Consider the following 21,812-nt stretch of genomic DNA (forward strand, 5'->3'; position numbering starts at 1 on the left):
TATTCCTTATGTTATTCGTATCAATGCGCGATGTTAGCCTTGACCGCGCAATGAAAGGTGAGTCGCGCTACTCTCCACAGTGCCAGGCCGGCAATCACTCGGCTGCATTCGCCCGAATTCGTCGGTCGTTGTAAGTACATTGGACGACGCGAAAGCATCGCAGCGCATCTCGTACGCCAGCACGCCTTGTTGTTCATTTCCGATGCAAATCTCGGCGAAAGCCGGGGCTCGAGATTTACGGATCGGGGATATAGCAGCGATCCGAATAATTCTCGGCACACACATTCTATAGCGGTGATAAATCACACTATAGATTATTTTCCGGATTGTAATCACACATGTTTGTGTATCGCGAGAGAGGTAAATCTGGCCCTTCCCGCTAGGGCGCGCGGAGCCATTGTTGATGCGGGAAATCGCGGTGCAAACGGACATATGCCGCGATTCATCCGTCATCCGCAAAATTGGCTTCGTTGATCGGGCGGTGTGGGACTGCAGGCTTCTTCCTGTCGATTGGTGCAGCTGTATGAGCGTCGGGTTAGGAATCGCGCCGATGACTGATTGTCACCGCAGCACCTGGGGCTGCATCGCTCAGTTGGATTTCACCTCGCAGATTCCTGGCGAGCGCCTCGACGATCCCGGTGCCTAGGCCCGCCTTGGCGGCAACGCTTCCTGTCGGCATGCCGATGCCGTTGTCGCGCACGGAAAGAGACCACTCGCTGCCTGTCGAGCGATAGCCGATCTCAATCCTGCCCATCGGCTGATCCGGGAAGGCATGCTTGAGCGCGTTGATGACGAGTTCAGTCACGATCAGCCCCAAGCTGATAGAAACGTCCGCCTCCACCGCGCTGTCATCCACCGTCACCTCTATCGAAAGTCGGTCTGGGTCCGAGATCATCGAAGCGCCGAGGCTTTGGCAGAGTTGCGTCAGATAGGTGCGCAGCTCGACATTTCCTCCCGCGGATGTCGAGAGATGCCTCTGCACAGTGGCGATCGACATGACCCGGTGATGGGCATTGTGCAGGTGTCCGCGCGCTTCCTCGGACTGAACCCGACGCGCGCTCTGCATCAGGACGCTCGCAATGATCTGCAGACTATTCGCGACCCGGTGCTGGACCTCTTTCATGAGAATGGCTTTTTCTCTAATGAGGTCGTCTTTCAGCCGGGCTTCGGCGCGCATGGCCGTGACGTCGGTCACCGCCATCAGCAGTCGAACACGATCCGTATCGCCGTCATCAATGGTCCGCGCGTTGATAACCAGTTGCCGTGTGTTCCGGTTTGGGCGCCTGAGGTCAATTTCATAGGCTTCGATCTGCGCGCTTCCCGACGCGGTCGCCCGCAGCAGCGAGGCGAGCTGGGGCATTGCCCACTCGCCGTCTCCAAGCTCGCGGAGCCGTTTGCCGGGGATCGTCGCGGGATCTATTTCGAAGGTCCGGCAGAACGATGTGCTCGCGGCGATGACCGTCTGGTCCTCCGACAGGAAGAGCAGAGGCTCGTTTGATGAGACCACGACGGCAAGCGTGCTCGCCGCTTCGAAATGGACGATAGGTGCTTTGGACATGAAAAGGCCCTCAAGGGCCGGAGACTCGCGAGGCAAGCCATTGCTCGGCAGGAACGCCATCAAACGTAGCCCTTAAGCTTGGCGCTCTATACAAATCCTACCACGTCGGATCTGTATTGGTGCGACAATTATTCGGCATATCTCCGCTGCTCCCAAAGAGGCAGCAGACGTTCTTCGGGTTCATCCTCCCCCTGGGCTAGATAAGCTCGCCGACGGCGATCCTAACACCCTCGGGATGCCGCCCTTCGAGACTGTTCCAATCTTCTCGTCGTCGCGTCCGCAGATCGTGGCGCCGTCGAGCTTATCGCCGATCAGGCGCATATTCGCCGCGCTCCGGTTTGGCCATCTCTGGCAATCGAGCGCCAGGGCGCCACATGCGGTGGATACTGGCCCGATCTACCTTCCATCCGAGGCTCGGAAGCGGTCTCGGCTCACATGTCATCAAGCGGTTCTGCAAACGTCCGGCTGACGCGAGGGAGATGCAGTGAGTGTCCTGAAGATTCATCATAGAACAACGTATTGCTACAACAGGCCCGTGAGCTTGCGGCCGCATCAGATGATGCTGCGTCCCCGCGAGAGCCGGGAGCTTCGTCTGCGTTCGATCGACCTGACGATCACCCCCGGTGCGGTCGTGACGTGGGCCCATGACGTCGCCGGCAATATGGTGGCAACGGCGACCTTTCACGATATGACCGACAATCTGGTCATCGAAAGCCTCGCCGAGATTGAGCTCGATGCCGTCGCATGGCCGGTGTTCGACGTCGCCGCGTCGGCCATCTCCTATCCCTTCCGATACACCGCGGACGAATGGACGGACCTGGGAGCCCTGACAACGCCTCAGTATCCCGATCCGGCGGGACGGCTGCGAACATGGAGCCTGGCCTTCGTCCGCGGCGAGCCGACGGACACGCTTGCGCTGCTGAAGGACATCAATGCAGGCGTACTGGCATGGATCTCCTATCAGGGACGCGACGACGAGGGTACGCAGTCACCGGTCCACACGCTGGAGCGCGGCTGGGGATCGTGCCGCGACATGGCCGTGCTCTTCGTCGAGGCCGTGCGGACCCTGGGCTTCGGCGCGCGGATCGTCTCCGGCTATCTGCATAATCCCTCCCAGGAGCTTGCGGGAACGATGGGCTCGGGATCAACTCACGCCTGGGCGGAGGTCTATGTTCCCGGAGCGGGCTGGATCACTTTCGATCCGACGAACCGCAGTGTGGGCGGCGCCAACCTCATTCCGGTTGCCGTTGGCCGTGATATTCGGCAGGTGATGCCCGTGACCGGTGAATTCTTCGGGATGAGCGATGCGTTCGACGCGATGTCGGTGGAGGTTTCCGTCCAGGCGTAGACGCAATGGAGCACCACCCTGTGGTCAGCTGCCGCGCGTAGGGCGCTATGGCGTTCTGCGAGACGTCAGCAAGCTCAACGCCAGGAATCCCGCTGCTGCCGAGATGATGGAGGCGCCGAGAATGCCGAGCTTCACCGAGTCCAGAAGCGCGGGCTCGAACGCAAGTTCGGCGATGAAAAGTGCCATGGTGAACCCGATCCCGGTCAGCAGGCTTCCAGCCGCCAGCAGGCTCCACGACAGCTCGCCTGGACGGATCGCCAAGCGCAGCTTCACGGCAAGGACGCTGAAGAGCATCACCCCGACGGGCTTGCCGACCACGAAGGCCGCGACGATCGCGGTCGTAAGAGCGGCATCGAAGGTCGCCGCCGCGATTGGCACGCCGGCATTGGCGAGGGCAAAGAGCGGCATGACGGCGAACGCCACCCAGGGATGGAGGGCGATCTCCAGACGCTCGATCGGCGACAGCGCTTCGCGCGTGGCGACGCCCGCTCGATGGAGGTCGCCGCGTGCCGCCGCATCCCCGCTCCAGTGATCGCCGGGAGGATAGGCGACCACACGATCGAGGATTGCGTGCAAACGCGTGTCACTCACCCAGCTCTGCGCAGGCGTCATCAGTCCGAGGATCACGCCAGTCAGCGTCGCGTGGACACCCGAGATGTCGAACGCCAGCCATATGCCGCCGCCTAACGCGAAATAGACGGGAATGTTGCGCACCCCAAGGCGCGAAATGCCAGCCACCACGGCAAATCCGATCCCGGCGGCGCCGAGAGCGATCCAGTTCAAGGTCTCGCCATAGCCGATCGCTACGACCAGGATGGCCCCCACATCGTCGAAAATCGCCAGCGAGAGCAGGAACAGCCGTAAGCTCTCCGGAATGCGCGAGCCGAGCATCGCCAGGCTACCGATGACGAAGGCCGTGTCGGTGGACATGACGGTGCCCCAGCCGCTCGCGCCCGGCCCACTGCCCACCACGAGCAGAAACACCCCGGCCGGTACCAGCATCCCGCCGAAAGCGGCCGCCAAAGGCAATGCGGCGGCACGCGGGTTGCGCAGTTCCCCAAGCACCAGCTCGCGTTTCAGCTCGAGCGCGATGACGAAGAAAAAGAGTGTCATCAGCCCGTCGTTGATCCAGTGCTTCAGCGAACGGGAGACCTCGACTTCGCCGAGGCGAAGCCCCGCCGGCATATCCCACAGGGCGAGGAACGAGGCCGACCATGCCGTGTTGGCGAGAAGCAGCGCGAGCAGCGCGCTCAGCAGCAGGACCACGCCCGCCATGGCCTCGATGCGCAAGAAGCGCATGAAAGGCCGGGTAAGCCGGTCTGCTGGTTCTCTGGGAAGCCGCGCGAGGCTCTCGTTCTTCGTCAAGCCCCCTCCCCTTCTGATCGCCCCGGCGGGCAGTTCTTGCGCCTATCCGAGGCCCGGTACCTCGTAGGTCCACACACGAAACGACTTCAGGACATGCGGGCCGAAGGAATTGATCAGCGGGATGTCGGCGGCGTCGCGGCCACGGGCGACCACGATCCGGCCGATGCGCGGCACGTTGTTGCGGGGATCGAAGGTGTGCCAGGCACCATCGAGAAACACCTCGATCCAGGCGCTGAAATCCATGGGATCGACGACCGGCACGCCGATGTCGCCGAGATGCCCGTTGACGTAGCGCGCGGGAATGTTGAGGCAGCGGCAGAAGGTGACCGCGAGATGGGCGAAGTCGCGACAGACGCCCACGCGCTCGTGAAATGTCTCGAATGCCGATCGCGTGGAGCGGGCCTGCATATAGTCGAACCGGATGTGGTTGTGGACGAAGTCGCAGATCGCCTGCACGCGACCCCAGCCGGGCGCGAGCGTGCCGAACAGGTCCCACGCCGTCTGACTGAGACGGTCGGTTTCGCAGTAGCGGCTACCCATCAGATAGACGAGGCATTCATCCGGCAGTTCGGGGACGGCCATTTCCCGAGCGGCCGGCAGCACCGGATCCGGCCTGCCATGGTCCTCGATCGTGGCATCGCCCCAGATCATCAGGTCACCAGCCGGCGCCACGAGCCGCCGGCACCGGTTGCCGAAGAGATCGCGATAGGTCGATGTCGGGACATTGGGCGTGGTGAAGAATGTCTCCGCCGCCCGGATATCGGCGGCGCGATCCTCATGGACGGACAGAAGGCAGACGAGCGCGGTCGGCTGCTGGCAGGTCAGCGTTATCTCGTAGCCGTAGCGGATCAGCATGAAGGATTCCCGGGAGCATTGATCCGTCTAGCGGATGTCGGCGGCGGTCAAGATATAAGGGGCGCGACGACCATCCAGATAAGCCTTGGAGGCTGCGGCATAGATGGAGGTCCGCAGCGCATCGAAAGCCGAAAGGCACGTCGTTTCCGATGTTTCCGACGTACGCGCTTCAGCAGCCGACTTCACCAATGCGCCGATGTCAACGAAAAATGGAATCTCGAACATGCCGTCATAGCCGGTGAACCGGACGGCGTTCCGCGTCTTGTCGAGGCTGCGGCTCGGGTTGGGGAAAGCCAACGTCATGACGACCCTGCCATGGTTTCGGATGAACCGCTCCGGGAGGGAGCACTCCTGAGTTTGTTCACGGCGACGGCCTCTTTTCCGGCCCCTGAAGGGCGTCGAAGGCGCAGGAATGAAGCGTGCGGCCATTCTCGTCGAGGATCGCCAAGGCGTCAGGCCTTTGCGGCATGTCGAGCGATTGAGTCAGCGACCGCGCCATCTCTACCGCCGCGTCAAGATCGACTGCGTCCACAGTTTCGCGGCCGACGACCGCATGAGCGTCGTCCCGTTCGCGGGTGCGATAGAACTCGATCACGAACTTCATCATATCCGGTTCCGGAGAGGCCGGCGGTCAGCGACGAAACGTCCTGTCGACGAGCGCCGTGTTCTCGCGCAGCTCATCTGCGCGGACGATTTCCAGGCTGTCCTCCGTCGCCACCCGCTCGTGCTGCTCGCGCTCGTTGCGGATGCGGTACTGCAGCGAGTTCCCGCTCGGCGGCAGGGTGCCCGTGATCCGGTAGATATCGCCGAACCGAGAGGTGAAGACGGTATATCCACCCCTCAGCCGGACGCTCTGCCCGACCGTGAAGAGGTGCGTGGTCGGCTCGCTGTGGATTGCATGGGCACTTCGTTGCGGAATGCTTTGAGCAGCCATGATAGTTTGTGATCCTTTTCAAGCATTTATGGCGGTTCGCCGCCGGACCCGGATAACAGTCGACGGGGCCGGTCAGGTGACGACGGATGCAGCGTGTGCGGATATGAAGTCCGCTCCATCCGAACCCGGACGACCATGCTGCTAGGCAATCCGGAGACAATATGAGCGTGCCCGAATCGACCAGGCGACATACGCCCCGGATCTGCGCCATGCATCGGTATCGAAAACTTGGTAGTGATGGCGGGTCGACGTCTCTGACACCGCGATGGCCAACTCGGCCAAATTAATGGGTAAAAAATACACCTTGATTGTGTTCCAAGCAAGGGAGATCACGTCTCACAAAATATTATGGTTCATCATCCGATGGCTTGGAAAAATAAAACCTCACACGATCACATCGGATGGAGCCGATTTTCCTCGGCGGTCGCCCGTCTTTCTACACGAATCTCTTAGCATCCATTTCGATATTTTTGGACAGCAGCAGTGCGAGCGATGGGTGGATCCCGTTGCATTCCGTGCTCAGCCGTGCCGCCCGACGCCACAAAACTTTCTCGCAATCAAGCGCAGGATTGCCCGAAGCTATTCATCGGCGAATAGGTCGTGGATCGATTTCGCGACGTCCGGCGCCTTGTAGGGCTTGGGGAAAAACACGTTTCCGTCGGGAAGCTCGGACCGGTCGACGAACTGATGTCCTGATGTCACGATTATGTGCACGGGAGGCCATCGGTGGCGCACTGCCGCCGAGAGCTTGAGCCCGTTCATGCTGCCCGGCATGTCGACGTCAGTAAAATGCAGCCTAATGCTGGGCACGGCCTCCATTATCTCGATGGCTCGATCAGCGTCCGCCGCTTCGTAAACTTCGAAACCCTGATCGGTAAGGTAATCGGCGATATCAATGCGGACCAGCACCTCGTCTTGGACCACCAGCACTGCGATTGGCATACTCATGAACCCGGTACCCATGCGGTCGAAATCCGCAGGGACTATCAGGGTGAACGCCCGCCAGGCTCGAACGATCCGTCGATTTTCGCCGCAGCGGCATCTTTCTGCCAAGTGCATGGCGTAATGTGCACTATGATGCTGTTCGCATGCTGCAGGTGGCACTAGATTGAAAGACCGAGGTATTTCAGCCCGGCCCATTGGGACGGAGGTCGCTGGTCAGTTTCCGCCGGCAATGCTGCTCCTGAAACGATTCCGCTCAAGAGAAATGGAGCCTTGAATGCCTGCTCGGCCTCTATCGGACAGTGTGGTAGGGGCAACGGAAGTACAGAGCGCCGCCCCTCAGGCCGAACGGGAGAATGCCTCGCTATACGCCTTCATCGAGGCGTTTCCCCAAGGCGCCTACGTGACCGATGTAGAAGGCCGGCTCATCTCCTTCAACGAGGCGGCGCGGCATCTGTGGCAACCGGCACCGCAGCTGGGCACGGCTCTCTTCTCGCGATCGTGGAAGCTTTTCTGGCCGGATGGTCGGTCAATGGCCTATGCGCAGTCGCCGATGGACCTGGCATTCGCGCTGCGACAGCCAGGGCGAGGACATGAACTCGCCATCGAGCGGCCGGATGGATCGCGTGTGACCGCTCTGGCATTTTCAACGCCGCTGCCTGGTGAAGGTGCCACTGCGGCCGCCGTCGTCAACCTGCTGATCGGCGTGTCAGACCCCTCCGTGGCGCATGAGACCGCACAGCGCCTCGCCGCCATCGTCGAGACGTCCGCTGATGCCATCCTCACCAAGGATCTCGACGGCATCGTCACCAGCTGGAACCGGGGAACCGAACGGCTGTTCGGCTATACCGCTGAGGAGATCATCGGCGAGTCGGTTTCGATGCTCGTCCTGCCTGACCGGCCGGATATGGGTCGGCATCGCCACCGACGAGACTTTTTCCCGCGACACCGCGCACGGGTTCCTGGCCTGGGCGGTGGCGACGATCCTCATGGTCTCGCTGCTCGGCTCGGCGCTGTCCGGGGGGATCGCTACCGGCGTCCACGCGGCTTCGACCGTCGCCTCCGGTGCGGCGCTAGGGGCTTCGGCCGGCGCGACCGCCAATGCCGGATCCTATAACGGCTCGGATGCGACGTCCTATTTCGTCGACGAGCTGTTCCGGCCGACCGACCCCGCTCGAGCTGGTGGACGCTGCGCCATTGCGCAGCGATATCCTCGGCGTTGGAAGGCGCTACGAGTCCGGCGATCTCTTCGGGCTTACCGACATCGATCGGCGCCTATCGAATGTTCCAAGCCATCAATGTTCGCTACTGTATCCCTCAGTATCCAAAACTACGCCCCGTCACTCCCACTCGATTATTCTAAGTGATCGTAACGCGTTGCATTCCAAGCACAAATTTCTTTGCACACGACAAAGAACCGTCTCCCCGATCCGTCAGAAATTTTCGCTCTTGAATTCAAAGGAGAATTTTTCCGATTCAGAATCTACTCGGTTTCGGCGACTATCGGTAACAATCGGCCGATTTTTTTCAAACTCCTCGAGCACGCGATAGGCACACGCCATCGGGAAAAATACCGTCAGCCCTTGCGATCATAAGTGCGAACAGCCGACGCAGGAAGGACAACATCGACTCGGCGCCCGGCGGGGCCTTTAGGCTGTCCTCGCACGCTATTGGCAGCTCGTCCTCCGCGTTCCCACCCACACCATGCAAAAGTAAGTTCATGGTCGCGAGCCGTGCCACCTCAGCTTTGGACTGAGATACCGGTCATCTCTTCGCCTCTGCGCCAAAGCTCTTCGGCCGCATCCGGGTCGATCGCATAGGCTTCGACGCCAGTCAGGCGATTGGCGCGGTCTTCGCTACCCAGATCGACGGAGCCGCCCTTCGGTATCACGGGCGTGATGTCGGAATCGGCGCAGTACACACCGCCTTTGCCCTTGAGCTGCGGACTGACCGCGCACCAGACGTGGGTGGCCGCTCCCTGCGGCACCGACTTCAGGTCACGGCTCAGATCGACGACCGGCCGATCATTCTCGTCGACGAACCCGGTCTTCTTCAGCATTTCCAGGCTGACGTGCGTGCCGAGATTCGTTCCCGCGATCCCGCCGGGATGGAGCGCGAAAGCACGAATGCCCGCGTCCTTGCCCCGCCGGTCGAGGCCGACCGCGAAGAGGATGTTGGCCGTCTTCGACTGACCATAGGCCTTGAAAGGGTCATAGGCGCGGCGCTCGAAATTGATGTCGTCGAAAACCACCGGCGAGAAGCGATGCCCGGCGGAGGAGACCGACACGACGCGCGCAGCGCGGGCCCGCTTGAGCGCCGGCCAGAGCCGAAGGGTCAGCCGGAAATGGCCGAGGTGGTTGGTGGCAAACTGCAGCTCATTGCCTTGCGCATCGCGCTTAAGTTCGGGCAGCGCCATGATGCCGGCGTTGTTGATGAGCAGGTGAAGCGGCAGGCCTGTTTCGACGAAGTCGCGTGCGAATTTATCGATCGAGCCGCGATCGGTGAGGTCCATCAATTGAACCTCCATGCCGCCACCTGCTTCGGCGATGGCCCTGCGCGCGCGCGCGACATCGCGCGCCGGCACGATGATTCGCGCGCCCGCCGAGGCGAGCGTGCGCGCTGTTTCAAGCCCGAGGCCCGAATAGCCGCCCGTGACGATCGCCACCTTGCCGACTAGATCCACGCCTTCAATGATGTCGGCGGTCGTGGAGGCGCGGCTGAATCCTGAACCGATCGGTGCCTGTGCCGTGTTCATTGCTAGATCTCCGTTTTCATGGCGACAGGAATAGGCGACAGGATCGGAACGATGAATGCTTGCTGGTCCATAAAATATGAGCGATCGTTCGCCATTGGCGGGCTATGGGAAGGCTCGTTTAAGCCAGGAACGGTCGCTGCCTCTTATTTTTGGCAGACGTCTACCGCTCAGCCGCATCCAATTGCACCATGGCAAGCGCCCGATCCGACGCTCCGTGTAGCGTACACATGACATACGGCGCAGCGCGGGGCGCTGCGCCGTATGAATGCATTGATCTCAGTGATCGAGGTGCTGACGAATTCCGTCCGCCGCGAGTTGGATGGCTGCCTGAGTAGAAGGCAGGTCCTTAAGCGCGTTAAGTAGCACGAAGTCATGGATCGTACCGTTGAACCGCACTGCTGAGACCGTATTGCCGGCCGCCTTCAGCTTGCGAGCATAGGCTTCGCCCTCGTCGCGAAGCGGATCATTCTCAGCGGTGATCACCAGTGCGGGCGGCAAATCTTGCAGTTCATCAAGGGGGGCGCGGAGCGGGGACACATAGCGATTGTCTCGCTGCCCAGCATCTGGAGCGTATAGATCCCAGCCGTACTTCATGAACGCTCGGCTAAGAAATCGGTCTTGTCCAAAGGTCAGATAGGAGGCGCTATCGACGCTGGCGTCGGTCGCGGGGATCAGCAGCACTTGATAGCTGATCTTCGGACCCTTGCGGTCCTTCGCCATCAAAGCGAGCACGGCTGCCATATTGCCGCCCACCGAATTGCCGGCGACCGCAATGCGGCTGCCGTCGGCGCCGAAGTCCGCGGCATGCGCTTTCACCCATTCCAGCGCGGAGTAGCTCTCGTTGAGCTGGGTGGGGAACTTCGCCTCCGGAAGGGAAGTGTATTCGACGAACACGCCGACCTGGCCCGACTTAACGACGAGATCACGCAGCAGGCGCTGATGGTTTTCGAAATTGCCGACGATCCACACGCCGCCGTGAATGAACAGAAGTACGCCAGGCTTTCCCGCAGCCCTATCGGGCTTCATGATGTAGAGCTTCACCCGTCGGCCCTCGACCGTGATGGTCTGCTCCGACGTTGAGACGCCCGACATGTCAACCGGCGTCCGGTTCTGAAGGCCTGTCAGAATTTCTTGGGGGCGAGGCTGCGGCAGTTCCCAAAACGGGGATGGGTCTTTGTTGATCTGCTCGAGGAACGACCGGACCTGCGGGTCGAGGTTCGGGTCGCCAGCGACGGGTGGTGCTGCCTGGGCAAGCGCGGTGCCGGAGGCGGTCAGCGCAAGGGCGGCAACGGCAGCAGCGGTCTTGACCGTGTTCATGACGGATTTCCTTTCGAGAACTGGAGTGGTGATTGGGCTCGGTCAGACAAAAGTAAGCGACAGAGACGGAACGATGAATGCTAATAAGTCCCTGAAATATGAGCGATCGTTCGCCGTCAGCCGGATATGTCTGATTGCCTCTATCGATGCCGGCGCTGTTAACGACGACGTCAAGCCGGCCAGAGTCGCCGATGCCTGGGTCCACGGCAGAAGCCATAGACCATCATGTTGCGATTAGGCCGAAAGGCGCGATGCCGTCGGCACGGTCCGTCCATCGACGGTGGTGCCCGGGAAGCCGATCATCGGGGCCAGTATTTCGTTGTTCTCGGCCGGGAAATTTAGTTTTGGCTTGGAGACGTCATCGAGCTTTTTGATCTGCTCGGCAGACAGTGTCACATTGAGGGCATCGAGATTGGCTTTGAGCTGGTCGACGCGCCTGGCGCCCACGAGTGTGGAACTCACACCGGGCCGTGAACGGACCCAAGCCAGCGCGACCGACGCGGAGCTCACTCCCAGCTGCGATGCAACGGCTGCGACTGCTTCGATGACTTCGTAGTCGGCTTCGCTCGGAATGCCCACCAACCCGGTGCGCTTCGTGTCGACGTCGCCGTTACTGCCGCGCTTGAACTTGCCGCTCAGGAAGCCGCTCTTGAGCGGAGACCAGGGCATGACGCCCATTCCCATCCCCTGCGCCATCGGAAACAGCTCGCCTTCGCTGGTCCGTTCGAGCAGCGAATATTCGAGTTGCAGCGCGATGATCGGTGCCCATCCCCGGAAGTGGGCGATCGTCTGGGCTTCGGCCGTTTTCCAGGCCGGGATGTCCGAGAAGCCGACGTAGCGGATTTTGCCGGCCGTCACGAGATCATCGAGGCCTCGCAACGTCTCCTCGATTGGCGCCGTCTGATCCCAATTGTGCAGCCAGTAGATGTCGATGTAGTCGGTCTGGAGCCGTTTCAGCGAGGCTTCGCATTGCTGCAGAAGAGCCTTGCGTCCCGCCCCGCCGCCGTTCGGATCGCCAGGAAACAAGCTGCAGTAGAATTTCGTGCTGAGCACGATGCCGTCGCGACGGACGTCGTGCTGTTGCAGATAGTTGCCGATGATCTTCTCGGAGTGCCCGCCCGTATAGATATTGGCGGTGTCGACAAAATTGCCGCCCCGGTTGAGATATTCCGACATCATCGCATCGGACTCCGCCTCGCTGGCGCCCCAGCCGAAGTCTTCGCCGAACGTCATCGTGCCCAGGCAAAGCGGGCTCACGCGCAGGCCTGAGCGGCCGAGCGTGATGAAGTGGTCAAGAGGCATGCGAGGCTCCTTTTGTTCGCGAAGGTCGCGTCTTATTAGGCTGCCCATTTTGAATGATGAATGCTTGATAGTGCGAGTTTTATGCGAGATAGTACGGATATGCGCTCAGATCCTCTCTCCGATGTCCTTGATCTCGCCGACGCCCGGTGCGTCCTTTCGGGAACCCTCCTTGCTGGGGGGGAATGGTCACGAAAGTTCCAGCGCTCCGACGCGGTGAAATTCCTGGCCGTGGTGAGAGGGAGGTGCTGGCTGACGACCGAGGGCAATTCAGCAGCGCCGGCGCGCTTCGAAGCAGGTGATGTCGTGATCACCAATGGAGCTCCGCCGATCGTCCTAGCCAGCACCTCTGAGCTACTTGCGAACGCCACTTGCGTTCCTCTGGAGCGCGATGCCGAAGGCAACTTGCGGATCGGCGAGGGCGCCGATTTCATGATGATCGGAGGTTTGTTGGAGGTCGACGAGCGGCGTTGCGGCTTCCTTCGGGAAAGTCTTCCCCCCTTGATCCATGTAAGCGGCCAGCAAGGAGAAGCCGCCAAGCTGCGCTGGCTTCTGACCGAACTGGCCGAGGAAATGCTGCGCAGTCGGGCCGGTTCGGCGACGGCGATTACGCATCTCGCAAAGCTGCTGTTTGTAGAGGCGCTCCGCCTCCACATCGAGGATGAGAAGTCCGAGCAGGCAGGCTGGCTCACAGCGCTTGATGACAGACGCATCTCGATCGCGCTGCGCGGTGTTCACGCTGACCCGTCACATCCCTGGACCCTGGAGGAATTAGCAAAACTATCGGGAATGTCGCGCACATCCTTTGCCGTAAGATTCAGGGATGTCGTGGGCATGCCTCCTCTGACCTATGTGCTCAACTGGCGCATACGGTTGGCCGAACGAGAGCTGAGCGAAACCGACCATTCGGTTGCCGACATCGCATGGTCCGTCGGATACGGTTCCGAAAGCGCGTTCAGCAATGCTTTCAGCAGAGCAACCGGCCTCTCTCCGGGCCGCTTCCGCAAGGAAGCCATGCAGACCTATTCGGAGCGTCGCCGCAGCGTGAAGCGTCGGGCATTGGAGGCCGAATAGGCTTCTGTGGCCCAACCCAATGCTTCATATTTCTCGGGGCGTCGGAAGTGCCGTCAAATGGGTCCGCTATTATTGGACCGATGAGTGGTCCATCAATGGAAGATCAGCGGCTTAACCGAAACCGATTTGCAGTCGACAATGGAGGACGAATGATCAATGAGCTATCCCGTAACTCTCTATTTTCCCTACCCTATTCCCCTCCAGAGCCCGCCAGGGTATCCCATATCCCTCACTCCCACTCGATCGTGCCGGGTGGCTTGCTGGTCACGTCGTAGACGACGCGGTTGACGCCCTTCACCTCGTTGACGATGCGGGTCGCGACGCGGCCAAGGAAGGCCATGTCGAAGGGGTAGAAATCCGCCGTCATGCCGTCGACAGAGGTGACAGCGCGCAGGCCGACCACGTAGTCGTAGGTCCGAAAATCCCCCATTACGCCGACGGTCTTCACCGGCAGGATCACCGCAAAGGCCTGCCAGATGTCGTCATAGAGGCCGTTGCGCCGGATTTCCTCCAGATAGATCTCGTCGGCGAGGCGCAGGATATCGAGCTTCTCGCGGGTGATCTCGCCGGGGCAGCGAATGGCGAGGCCCGGCCCCGGGAAGGGATGGCGGCCGACGAAGACCTCCGGCAGGCCGAGCTCACGGCCGAGGGCGCGCACCTCGTCCTTGAACAGCTCGCGCAGCGGCTCCACGAGCTTCATGTTCATGCGCTCGGGCAGGCCGCCGACATTGTGGTGGCTCTTGATCGTCACCGACGGGCCGCCGGAAAAGCTGACGCTCTCGATCACGTCGGGATAGAGCGTGCCCTGCGCGAGGAAGCCGGCGCCGCCGATCTTCTTCGCCTCCTCCTCGAACACATCGATGAACAGCTTGCCGATGGTCTTGCGCTTCACCTCGGGGTCGGTGACGCCCTCGAGCGCCTTGAGGAACATCTCCTCGGCGTCGACATGGACGAGCGGGATGTTGTAGGCCTCGCGGAACAGTGTCACCACCTTCTGCGCCTCGCCGAGCCGCAAAAGGCCATGGTCGACGAAGACGCAGGTGAGCTGGTCGCCGATCGCCTCGTGGATCAGCACGGCCGCGACGGAGGAATCGACGCCGCCCGAGAGGCCGCAGATCACCTTCCCGTTGCCGACCTGCGCGCGGATGCGCTGGATCGCCTCGTCGCGGAAGGCGGCCATGGTCCAGTCGGTGCGGGCGTGGCAGATGTTGCGCACAAAATTGCGGATGAGCGCGGCGCCGTGCGGGGTGTGCACCACCTCCGGATGGAACATGGTGGTGTAGATGCGCCGCTCCTCGTTCACCGCGATGGCGAAGGGCGCGTTCTCGGAGGTGCCGACCACCTCGAAGCCTTCGGGCAGCTCGGTGACGCGGTCGCCGTGGCTCATCCACACCGGATAGCGCCCGCCCACTTCCCACACGCCCTCATAGAGCGCGCTGGGCTTCTGGATCGTCACCTCGGCGCGGCCGAATTCGCGGGCGTGGCCGCCCTCGACCTTGCCGCCGAGTTGCAGCGCGCTCACCTGCTGGCCGTAGCAGATGGAGAAGATCGGCAGGTTGGATTCGAACACCGTCTGCGGCGCCCGTGGGCTGCCCTCGTCCATCACCGAGGCTGGGCCTCCGGAGAGGATGACACCGACCGGCTTCAGCCGCTCGAACGCCTCCGCCGCGTTCTGGAAGGGCACGATCTCGGAATAGACGCCCTCCTCGCGGACCCGGCGGGCGATGAGCTGGGTCACCTGCGAGCCGAAGTCGATGATGAGGATGGTGTCGTGATGAGGGGTGTCGCCGGGGCTTGTCATGGCGGGCTTCTAATGAGGGATTGGCGTTTCGTCCAGCGTGCCGATTGCAGGCCGGGGCTGCAATCGGCACAAGGCTGCGGCGCTCAGCCGCGCTTCATCACGCTCACGAAGAAGCCGTCGGTGCCGGTGCGCCGCGGGGTGAGCTGTATTCCTTCTGTGAGTGTCAGCGCGGCCCGCTTGAGCCTCAGCCCGGCCTCGCCGAGCGCGAGCACGGTCTCGGCCGGCGGCACGATGCGGAAATCCGGCTCCGCGTCGAGGAAGCGGCGCACCTGCGCGGCGTTTTCCTCCTCCAGCAGCGAGCAGGTGATATAGGCGAGGCGCCCGCCCGGCTTCACGAAGCGGGCGGCGTTGTCGAGGATCGCGCCCTGCTCGCGCATGCGCTCGGCGAGTGCACCGGGGCGGATGCGCCATTTGGCGTCGGGGTTACGGCGCCAGGTACCGGTACCGGTGCAGGGCGCGTCGACGAGCACGAGGTCCATGCGTCCTTCGAGGTCCTCCAGCACATCGGCCTTGCCGCGCGGGGACCGCACCTGGACGTTGCGCACGCCGGCGCGCTGCAGCCGCTCGTGGATCGGCGCGAGGCGGCGCAGGTCGTCGTCATGGGCATAGATCTGCCCGGAATTGTGCATCAGCGCGGCGAGCTCCAGCGTCTTGCCGCCGCCACCGGCGCACAGGTCCAGCACCTGCGATCCGCGGGCCGGCGCGGCGAGGATGGCGGCGAGCTGCGAGCCTTCGTCCTGTATCTCCACCAGACCTTTGAGATAGGCGGGCTCGGCGGTGACCGGCGGCGCCTTGCCGTCAGGCGACAGCTCAATGCGCAGGGCGAGCGGCGACCAGTCGCCGGCCGTGGCATCGAGATGGGCGAGCGCGGCGAGCGCATCCTCGGGCGTGCCCTTCAGCGTGTTGACGCGCAGATCGAGCGGCGCGCGTTCCGCTAACGCGGCGCCCTCGGCGGCGCGTTCTTCGCCGAACACCGCCTCGAGATGGGCGTCGAGCCAGAGCGGATAGTCGCCGGCGATGTGGGCGGGCGCATCGGTGAGCGAGCCGTGCTCCAGCCGCTCGCGCTCCGCCGCGCCGAGCGGGACCGGCGTATGGCGGGTGCCGTCGCAGAGCTGGGCGATCGCCTCGGCGTCGAGGCCGCGCCCGAGCTTCAGCATGCCGAGCAGGATGGCGCGGGGGGTCTCCTCCCCCATCAGCCAGGCGGCCGAGGCACGTCGGCGCAGCGCGTCATAGACCAGCGAGCCAATGGCCGAACGGTCGCCCGAGCCGGCGAAGCGGTTGGAGCGGCCCCAGTCCTTCAGCACATCCGCGACCGGCCGGCGCGCGGCCTCCAGCGTGCCGAAAATCTCGATGGCGGCGGCGAGCCGCGCTCCCGGCGTCATTTCAGTACTCCCGTCATGGCACCACCGGCGCGGCGAGCAGGGCAAGCGCGAACAGCGCCCACATCAGCAGCAAGATCAGAACTCCGATGGCGAAGAAGAAAAGGCGCAGGCGCACATTGTCCGAGCCGGCATGCACCAGCGCATGGGCGAGGCGGCTCGCCACGAAAACCCAGGAGAGCACGACGAAGGCGATGTCCGCCTTGCGCGTCAGCAGCGCGAAGGCGACCAGCGCGTAGAACAGCACCGGCAGCTCGAACTGGTTGCGGATCGCGTTGTTGACGAGCCGCGCCCGCCGCGGCCAGGCCCGGTCGTCGTCGACGATCGCCCTCACGTCCACCGCCCCCGCCCGCACCGCCTCGATCCGCAGGAACAGCAGCCGGAACAGCAGCGCGAAGACGAGCGCGACCTGCACGAAGACGGGGAGAAGGATGGTCGTGACGGACATGCGGCGCCGGGTTTGCGGGCTGACGGGTGAAGCGGGTGGCGGACAGCGGCGTCTATATCAGGTCTCGTCCAGCGCGTCGCCGCCGCTCCGGAACCGGCCGTGCCGCTTGCCCGTTGATGGGCGCACGGCAGGAGAAATGTCATGACGGCGCAGGCTCATATCGCAACAACGGCCGATAGCGGGAGCAAGAACCCCGACCGGCGCAGGCGCTCGCTCTTCACCCGCTTCGCGCAGCATGTCTCGGCCTATGCCGGCAAGCCGATCACCTTCATCGCCGCGCTCTCGATCATCGTGCTGTGGGCGGTCAGCGGGCCGATCTTCGGCTTCAACGACACCTGGCAGCTCGTCATCAACACGTCGACCACCATCATCACCTTCCTGATGGTGTTCGTGATCCAGAACAGCCAGAACCGGGACACGGCTGCGCTGCAGATCAAGCTCGACGAGCTGATCTCCAAGCTGGAGGGGCCGCGCGAGATATTGCTTGATCTGGAAGAGCTCGACGACGCCGAGCTGGAAAAGCTCCGCGCCGAGTTCGAGGCGATGGCCGAGAAGGCGCGGCAGAAGGGCGGGTAGGATTACTCGCCCGGACGGGGATGCTGGAGCGAGCCTTCGAACAGCCTTCCATTGTCGCGCGCCCCGCGACGCCACCATGCTCGGCCTCGAGCCTGGCATCTACGCCTTCGACCGGCGACAGGCGCGAACTTGGATGGCCGGGACAAGCCCGGCCATGACGTCCAGACTACGATGGAAGTGTGGCCGTGCGCTCTCAGCTCCGCGAGGGATAGTTCGGGCTCTCGCGGGTGATGGTCACGTCGTGCACATGGCTCTCGCGCAGGCTGGAGCCGGAGATGCGCACGAATTTGGCTCGCTCGCGCAACTCGGTCAGGTTTGCGGCGCCGACATAGCCCATGGCGGCGCGCAGGCCGCCGGAAAGCTGATGCAGCACACCGGCAACCGGCCCCTTATAGGGCACCTGCCCCTCGATGCCTTCCGGCACCAGCTTGAGCGTGTCCTTCACCTCGGCCTGGAAGTAGCGGTCGGCCGAGCCGCGGGCCATGGCGCCCACCGAGCCCATGCCGCGATACGACTTATAGGAGCGGCCCTGATAGAGGTAGACCTCACCGGGGCTCTCGTCGGTACCGGCGAGCAGCGAGCCGATCATCGCGCATTCGGCGCCGGCGGCGAGCGCCTTGGCGAGATCGCCGGAATATTTGATACCGCCGTCGGCGACCACCGGCGTGTCGTTCCTCTGCGCCACCTCGACGGCGTCGAGGATGGCGGTGAGCTGGGGCACGCCGACGCCCGCGACGATGCGGGTGGTGCAGATCGAGCCCGGGCCGATGCCGACCTTCACCGCGTCGGCGCCGGCGTCGATCAGCGCCTGCGCGCCCTCGCCGGTGGCGATGTTGCCGGCGAGGATCTGCACCTTGTTGGACAGGCGCTTGATGCGGCTGACCTGATCCAGAACCTTGCGGGAATGGCCGTGCGCGGTGTCGACGACGATGAGGTCGACGCCGGCGTCCACGAGCAGCTCGGTGCGGTGAAAGCCGTCATCGCCCACCGTGGTGGCGGCAGCGACGCGCAGGCGGCCCTGCTCGTCCTTGGCGGCGTTGGGGTTGGCGACCGCCTTCTCGATGTCCTTCACGGTGATAAGGCCGACGCAGCGATATTCGTCGTCCACCACCAGCAGCTTCTCGATGCGGTATTGATGCAGCAGGCGCTTGGCCTCGCCCTGCTCGACGCCCTCGCGCACCGTGACCAGACGATCCTTGGTCATCAGCTCGGCGACCGGCTGCATCGGGTTGGTGGCGAAGCGCACGTCGCGATTGGTAAGGATGCCGACGAGCCGCCCACCGCGCCCGTTCGGGCCACGCTCGACCACCGGAATGCCGGAAATGGAGTGCAGCTTCATCAGCGCCAGCGCGTCGGCCAGCGGCTGGTCGGGATAGATGGTGACGGGGTTCACCACCATGCCCGATTCGAACTTCTTCACCTGCCGCACATGCTCGGCCTGCACTTCGGGATCGAGGTTGCGGTGCACGACGCCGAGGCCGCCGGCCTGCGCCATGGCGATGGCGAGCCGCGATTCGGTGACGGTGTCCATCGCCGAGGAGATGATCGGCAGGTTGAGCGCGATGGACTTGGTGACCCGCGAGCGCAGGTCCGCCTCCCCCGGCATGACGTCGGAAAGGCCCGGCTTCAGCAGCACGTCGTCGAAGGTGAGCGCTTCCCGCGCGAGGCCGTCGGACACCGACATCGCCAACTCCTTGAGAGGGCCGCCGGCGCCGAGGCCGGCCAGCCCGATGGACGGATAACGGACAAGCGGGCGGGGAAAGCCGGGCTTTCCGCTCGAAGGACGCTCGCTTCGGGTTGGCGAGGGCTCATACCACGGCCCGGCAGGCTTTCCTAGGCGGTCCGAGCCGATCGCGGCGCATGGCGCGGCTGCGCCGGACGCACGGTTTCCGCTGGGGTGCCTCACAGGCTCTTGATGCGATCGGGAAATAGCGGCTCGCACTGCGACGAAAGGCGCGTTATCAGGGCCGCGGCCCACCCGCCGTCTTCGCACCAGCCCGGAACCCGCCTCGTGCGCACCGAACGCCTCGTGCCGCTCATCGTCGCCTGCGCGCTGTTCATGGAGCAGCTCGATTCGACGGTGATATCCACCTCGCTGCCGGCCATCGCCATCGACCTCCACGAAGACCCGATCGCGCTGAAGCTGGCGCTGACCTCCTATCTGCTCAGCCTTGCGGTGTTCATCCCGGTCAGCGGCTGGATGGCGGATCGATTCGGCGCCCGTACGGTGTTCCGCGGCGCCATCATCGTCTTCACCGTGGGCTCGCTGTTCTGCGGTCTCGCCACCTCGCTGCCCGACTTCGTCGCCTACCGGATCATCCAGGGCATGGGCGGGGCGATGATGGTGCCGGTCGGGCGGCTGGTGATCCTGCGCACCGTGCCGAAGAACCAGTTGGTCTCGGCGCTGGCCTGGCTCACCATACCCGCGCTGATGGGGCCGGTGCTCGGCCCGCCGCTCGGCGGCTTCATCACCACCTATTTCGACTGGCGGCTGATCTTCTTCCTCAACATCCCGATCGGCATCCTCGGGGTGTTTCTCGCCACGCGCTTCATCCCGGACATACGCGAGGAGGACGTCGCCCCCTTCGATCTCGCCGGCATGCTGCTCTCCGGCGTCGGGCTCGCCGGCCTCGTCTTCGGCGCGGCGCTGCTCGGGCAGGAGGCGGTGCCGATCGAGATCTCGCTCGCTGTCGCGGCGGTCGGCGCAGTCGCCATGTTCTTCTATGTCCGGCATGCGCGACGGGTGGAGCGGCCCATCCTCGACCTCGGCCTGCTGAAGATCCAGACCTTCCGCGCCGGCGTGGTCGGCGCCTCGCTGTTCCGCATCGGCATCGGCGCCCAGCCCTTCCTGCTGCCGCTGATGCTGCAGCTCGTCTTCGGCCTGTCGCCGTTCTCCTCCGGCCTGATCACCTTCGCCTCGGCGGTGGGGGCGATGACCATGAAGTTCACGGCGCAGCCGATCATCCGCCTGTTCGGCTTCCGCCGGGTGCTGGTGGTCAACGCCTTCGTCAGCAGCGCCTTCGTCGGCGTCAGCGCGCTGTTCTATCCGGGCATGTCGCCCTATGTGCTGATGGGTTGCCTGCTGCTCGGCGGGTTCTTCCGCTCGCTGCAGTTCACCAGCACCAACGCGCTCTCCTATGCCGACGTGCCGACCGAGGCGATGAGCCGGGCGACCAGCTTCGCCAGCGTCGCCCAGCAGGTGGCGATATCGACCGGCGTCGCGGTCGCCGCGCTGGTGCTGGAGACGATGCGGGCGACGCGGGGCGACAACCAGATCCTGCTGTCGGACTTCTCGGTGGCCTTCACCACGGTGGCAATCATCTCGCTGATGTCGGTGCTGTGGTTCATCCGCCTGCCAAACGACGCCGGCGCCGAACTTTCCGGGCGCACGGCCAAGCGTGTCGCCGAGCCGCGGGCTGACGGCGAGATCGGCACGACGGCGTGAGGCGCGCCTTCGAATCCTGATTCAGGAATTGCAGCCAAGGCGTTGAAGAATCAACGTCAGGACCGGCCGCGGAACCCCGTCGCCACGACGTAGAGCTCGGAGGAATCTGCTCGGCTGGCCTGCGGCTTCACATGGCGGACCGTCGCGAAGTCGCGCTTCAGGTCGGCCAGCAGCGTCGCCTCGGTGCCGCCCTGCAGCACCTTGGCGATAAAGGCGCCACCCGGTGCCAGCACCTGCCGGGCGAAATCGATCGCCGTCTCCACCAGACCGACGATGCGCAGATGATCGGTCGCCCTGTGGCCGGTGGTGTTGGCGGCCATGTCGGACATCACGACGTCGGCCGGGCCGCCCAGCATGGCGACGAGACGCTCCGGCGCCTCCTCGGCGAGGAAGTCGAGCTTCGCGAACAGGACACCCGGCACTGGGTCCATCTCCAGAAGATCGATGGCGACGACCTTGCCGTGCCCCTCCTCCGCCTTCACGCGCTTGGCGGCGATCTGGCTCCAGCCCCCCGGCGCCGCGCCGAGATCGAGCACGCGGCCGCCCGGGCGCAGCAGCTTCAGCTTGTCGTCGATCTCGAGGAGCTTGAAGGCCGCGCGCGAGCGCCAGCCCTCGCGCTTGGCGCGCGCCACGTAGGGATCGTTGAGCTGGCGCTGCAGCCATTTCTGCGAGGACGAACTCAGCGAGCGCGCCTTCTTCAGGCGTACCTTGAGCGG

19 protein-coding genes and 2 pseudogenes are annotated in these 21,812 nt (G+C 63.6%); 6 read left to right on the forward strand and 15 right to left on the reverse strand.

The window, feature by feature from the left end; translation table 11 throughout:
• Nucleotides 1-535: 535 nt before the first annotated feature.
• Nucleotides 536-1,558 carry a sensor histidine kinase gene (locus U742_RS0101155; RefSeq protein ID WP_029349213.1) on the reverse strand — a complete coding sequence of 341 codons (1,023 nt, stop codon included), beginning with the start codon at nucleotides 1,556-1,558 and terminating at the stop codon, nucleotides 536-538.
• Nucleotides 1,559-2,042: 484 nt separating this feature from the next.
• On the opposite strand from U742_RS0101155, the gene U742_RS0101160 reads away from it, so the two are divergent.
• The gene (locus U742_RS0101160; RefSeq protein ID WP_029349215.1) at nucleotides 2,043-2,906 is read left to right on the forward strand and encodes a transglutaminase family protein; all 864 of its coding nucleotides are present in this window, start codon (nucleotides 2,043-2,045) and stop codon (nucleotides 2,904-2,906) included.
• A gap of 45 nt (nucleotides 2,907-2,951) precedes the next feature.
• Here the strand turns inward: U742_RS0101160 and nhaA are convergent, their stop codons facing one another.
• The 6 genes from nhaA to U742_RS0101190 form a co-directional block, all read right to left on the reverse strand.
• Nucleotides 2,952-4,205, reverse strand: coding sequence for a Na+/H+ antiporter NhaA (gene nhaA, locus U742_RS0101165; RefSeq protein ID WP_051660762.1), 1,254 nt, complete (start codon nucleotides 4,203-4,205; stop codon nucleotides 2,952-2,954).
• Between the two features lie 108 nt (nucleotides 4,206-4,313).
• On the reverse strand, nucleotides 4,314-5,126 hold the full coding sequence (locus U742_RS0101170) for a transglutaminase-like domain-containing protein (RefSeq protein ID WP_029349219.1): 813 nt from the start codon (nucleotides 5,124-5,126) through the stop codon (nucleotides 4,314-4,316).
• A gap of 27 nt (nucleotides 5,127-5,153) precedes the next feature.
• Complete coding sequence (locus tag U742_RS0101175) at nucleotides 5,154-5,429, reverse strand: DUF1488 family protein (protein WP_029349221.1); 276 nt, start codon at nucleotides 5,427-5,429, stop codon at nucleotides 5,154-5,156.
• Between the two features lie 58 nt (nucleotides 5,430-5,487).
• Complete coding sequence (locus U742_RS0101180) at nucleotides 5,488-5,730, reverse strand: hypothetical protein (RefSeq protein ID WP_029349223.1); 243 nt, start codon at nucleotides 5,728-5,730, stop codon at nucleotides 5,488-5,490.
• Nucleotides 5,731-5,757: 27 nt separating this feature from the next.
• Nucleotides 5,758-6,060: a hypothetical protein gene (locus U742_RS0101185; protein ID WP_038360217.1), complete on the reverse strand. Its 303-nt coding sequence runs from the start codon at nucleotides 6,058-6,060 to the stop codon at nucleotides 5,758-5,760.
• A 579-nt stretch (nucleotides 6,061-6,639) separates the two neighbouring features.
• The gene (locus U742_RS0101190) at nucleotides 6,640-7,023 is read right to left on the reverse strand and encodes a response regulator (RefSeq protein ID WP_248310225.1); all 384 of its coding nucleotides are present in this window, start codon (nucleotides 7,021-7,023) and stop codon (nucleotides 6,640-6,642) included.
• 532 nt (nucleotides 7,024-7,555) lie between these two features.
• Between U742_RS0101190 and U742_RS23470 the strand changes: the two are divergent.
• Nucleotides 7,556-7,891: pseudogene (locus tag U742_RS23470) on the forward strand (PAS domain S-box protein); the annotation flags it as partial.
• 4 nt (nucleotides 7,892-7,895) lie between these two features.
• Nucleotides 7,896-8,180: pseudogene (locus U742_RS23475) on the forward strand (hypothetical protein); the annotation flags it as partial.
• Between the two features lie 563 nt (nucleotides 8,181-8,743).
• Here the strand turns inward: U742_RS23475 and U742_RS0101200 are convergent.
• The 3 genes from U742_RS0101200 to U742_RS0101210 form a co-directional block, all read right to left on the reverse strand.
• Nucleotides 8,744-9,757 (reverse strand): SDR family NAD(P)-dependent oxidoreductase, encoded by a 1,014-nt coding sequence (locus tag U742_RS0101200; RefSeq protein ID WP_029349232.1) that lies wholly within the window; start codon nucleotides 9,755-9,757, stop codon nucleotides 8,744-8,746.
• Between the two features lie 276 nt (nucleotides 9,758-10,033).
• Nucleotides 10,034-11,074 carry an alpha/beta hydrolase gene (locus U742_RS0101205; protein ID WP_029349235.1) on the reverse strand — a complete coding sequence of 347 codons (1,041 nt, stop codon included), beginning with the start codon at nucleotides 11,072-11,074 and terminating at the stop codon, nucleotides 10,034-10,036.
• A 234-nt stretch (nucleotides 11,075-11,308) separates the two neighbouring features.
• Nucleotides 11,309-12,376: an aldo/keto reductase gene (locus tag U742_RS0101210; protein ID WP_029349237.1), complete on the reverse strand. Its 1,068-nt coding sequence runs from the start codon at nucleotides 12,374-12,376 to the stop codon at nucleotides 11,309-11,311.
• Nucleotides 12,377-12,436: 60 nt separating this feature from the next.
• On the opposite strand from U742_RS0101210, the gene U742_RS0101215 reads away from it, so the two are divergent.
• Nucleotides 12,437-13,447 (forward strand): AraC family transcriptional regulator, encoded by a 1,011-nt coding sequence (locus U742_RS0101215; protein WP_029349239.1) that lies wholly within the window; start codon nucleotides 12,437-12,439, stop codon nucleotides 13,445-13,447.
• Nucleotides 13,448-13,676: 229 nt separating this feature from the next.
• Here the strand turns inward: U742_RS0101215 and guaA are convergent, their stop codons facing one another.
• The 3 genes from guaA to U742_RS0101230 form a co-directional block, all read right to left on the reverse strand.
• Nucleotides 13,677-15,248: a glutamine-hydrolyzing GMP synthase gene (gene guaA / locus U742_RS0101220; RefSeq protein ID WP_029349241.1), complete on the reverse strand. Its 1,572-nt coding sequence runs from the start codon at nucleotides 15,246-15,248 to the stop codon at nucleotides 13,677-13,679.
• 83 nt (nucleotides 15,249-15,331) lie between these two features.
• Nucleotides 15,332-16,630 carry an RsmB/NOP family class I SAM-dependent RNA methyltransferase gene (locus tag U742_RS0101225; protein WP_029349243.1) on the reverse strand — a complete coding sequence of 433 codons (1,299 nt, stop codon included), beginning with the start codon at nucleotides 16,628-16,630 and terminating at the stop codon, nucleotides 15,332-15,334.
• A gap of 13 nt (nucleotides 16,631-16,643) precedes the next feature.
• Nucleotides 16,644-17,075 carry an MAPEG family protein gene (locus tag U742_RS0101230; protein ID WP_029349245.1) on the reverse strand — a complete coding sequence of 144 codons (432 nt, stop codon included), beginning with the start codon at nucleotides 17,073-17,075 and terminating at the stop codon, nucleotides 16,644-16,646.
• A gap of 141 nt (nucleotides 17,076-17,216) precedes the next feature.
• On the opposite strand from U742_RS0101230, the gene U742_RS0101235 reads away from it, so the two are divergent.
• Nucleotides 17,217-17,651, forward strand: coding sequence for a low affinity iron permease family protein (locus U742_RS0101235; protein ID WP_051660763.1), 435 nt, complete (start codon nucleotides 17,217-17,219; stop codon nucleotides 17,649-17,651).
• 193 nt (nucleotides 17,652-17,844) lie between these two features.
• Here the strand turns inward: U742_RS0101235 and guaB are convergent, their stop codons facing one another.
• On the reverse strand, nucleotides 17,845-19,335 hold the full coding sequence (gene guaB / locus U742_RS0101240; protein WP_029349250.1) for an IMP dehydrogenase: 1,491 nt from the start codon (nucleotides 19,333-19,335) through the stop codon (nucleotides 17,845-17,847).
• 327 nt (nucleotides 19,336-19,662) lie between these two features.
• Between guaB and U742_RS0101245 the strand changes: the two genes are divergently transcribed.
• Nucleotides 19,663-21,096 carry an MFS transporter gene (locus U742_RS0101245; protein WP_038360225.1) on the forward strand — a complete coding sequence of 478 codons (1,434 nt, stop codon included), beginning with the start codon at nucleotides 19,663-19,665 and terminating at the stop codon, nucleotides 21,094-21,096.
• A gap of 56 nt (nucleotides 21,097-21,152) precedes the next feature.
• On the opposite strand, the gene U742_RS0101250 is transcribed toward U742_RS0101245, so the two are convergent.
• Nucleotides 21,153-21,797 carry an RlmE family RNA methyltransferase gene (locus tag U742_RS0101250; RefSeq protein ID WP_248310228.1) on the reverse strand — a complete coding sequence of 215 codons (645 nt, stop codon included), beginning with the start codon at nucleotides 21,795-21,797 and terminating at the stop codon, nucleotides 21,153-21,155.
• Between the last annotated feature and the right edge of the window lie 15 nt (nucleotides 21,798-21,812).

It is taken from the genome of Allobosea sp. 117, assembly GCF_000702305.1.
In the GTDB taxonomy this organism is placed as follows: Bacteria; Pseudomonadota; Alphaproteobacteria; order Rhizobiales; family Xanthobacteraceae; genus Ancylobacter.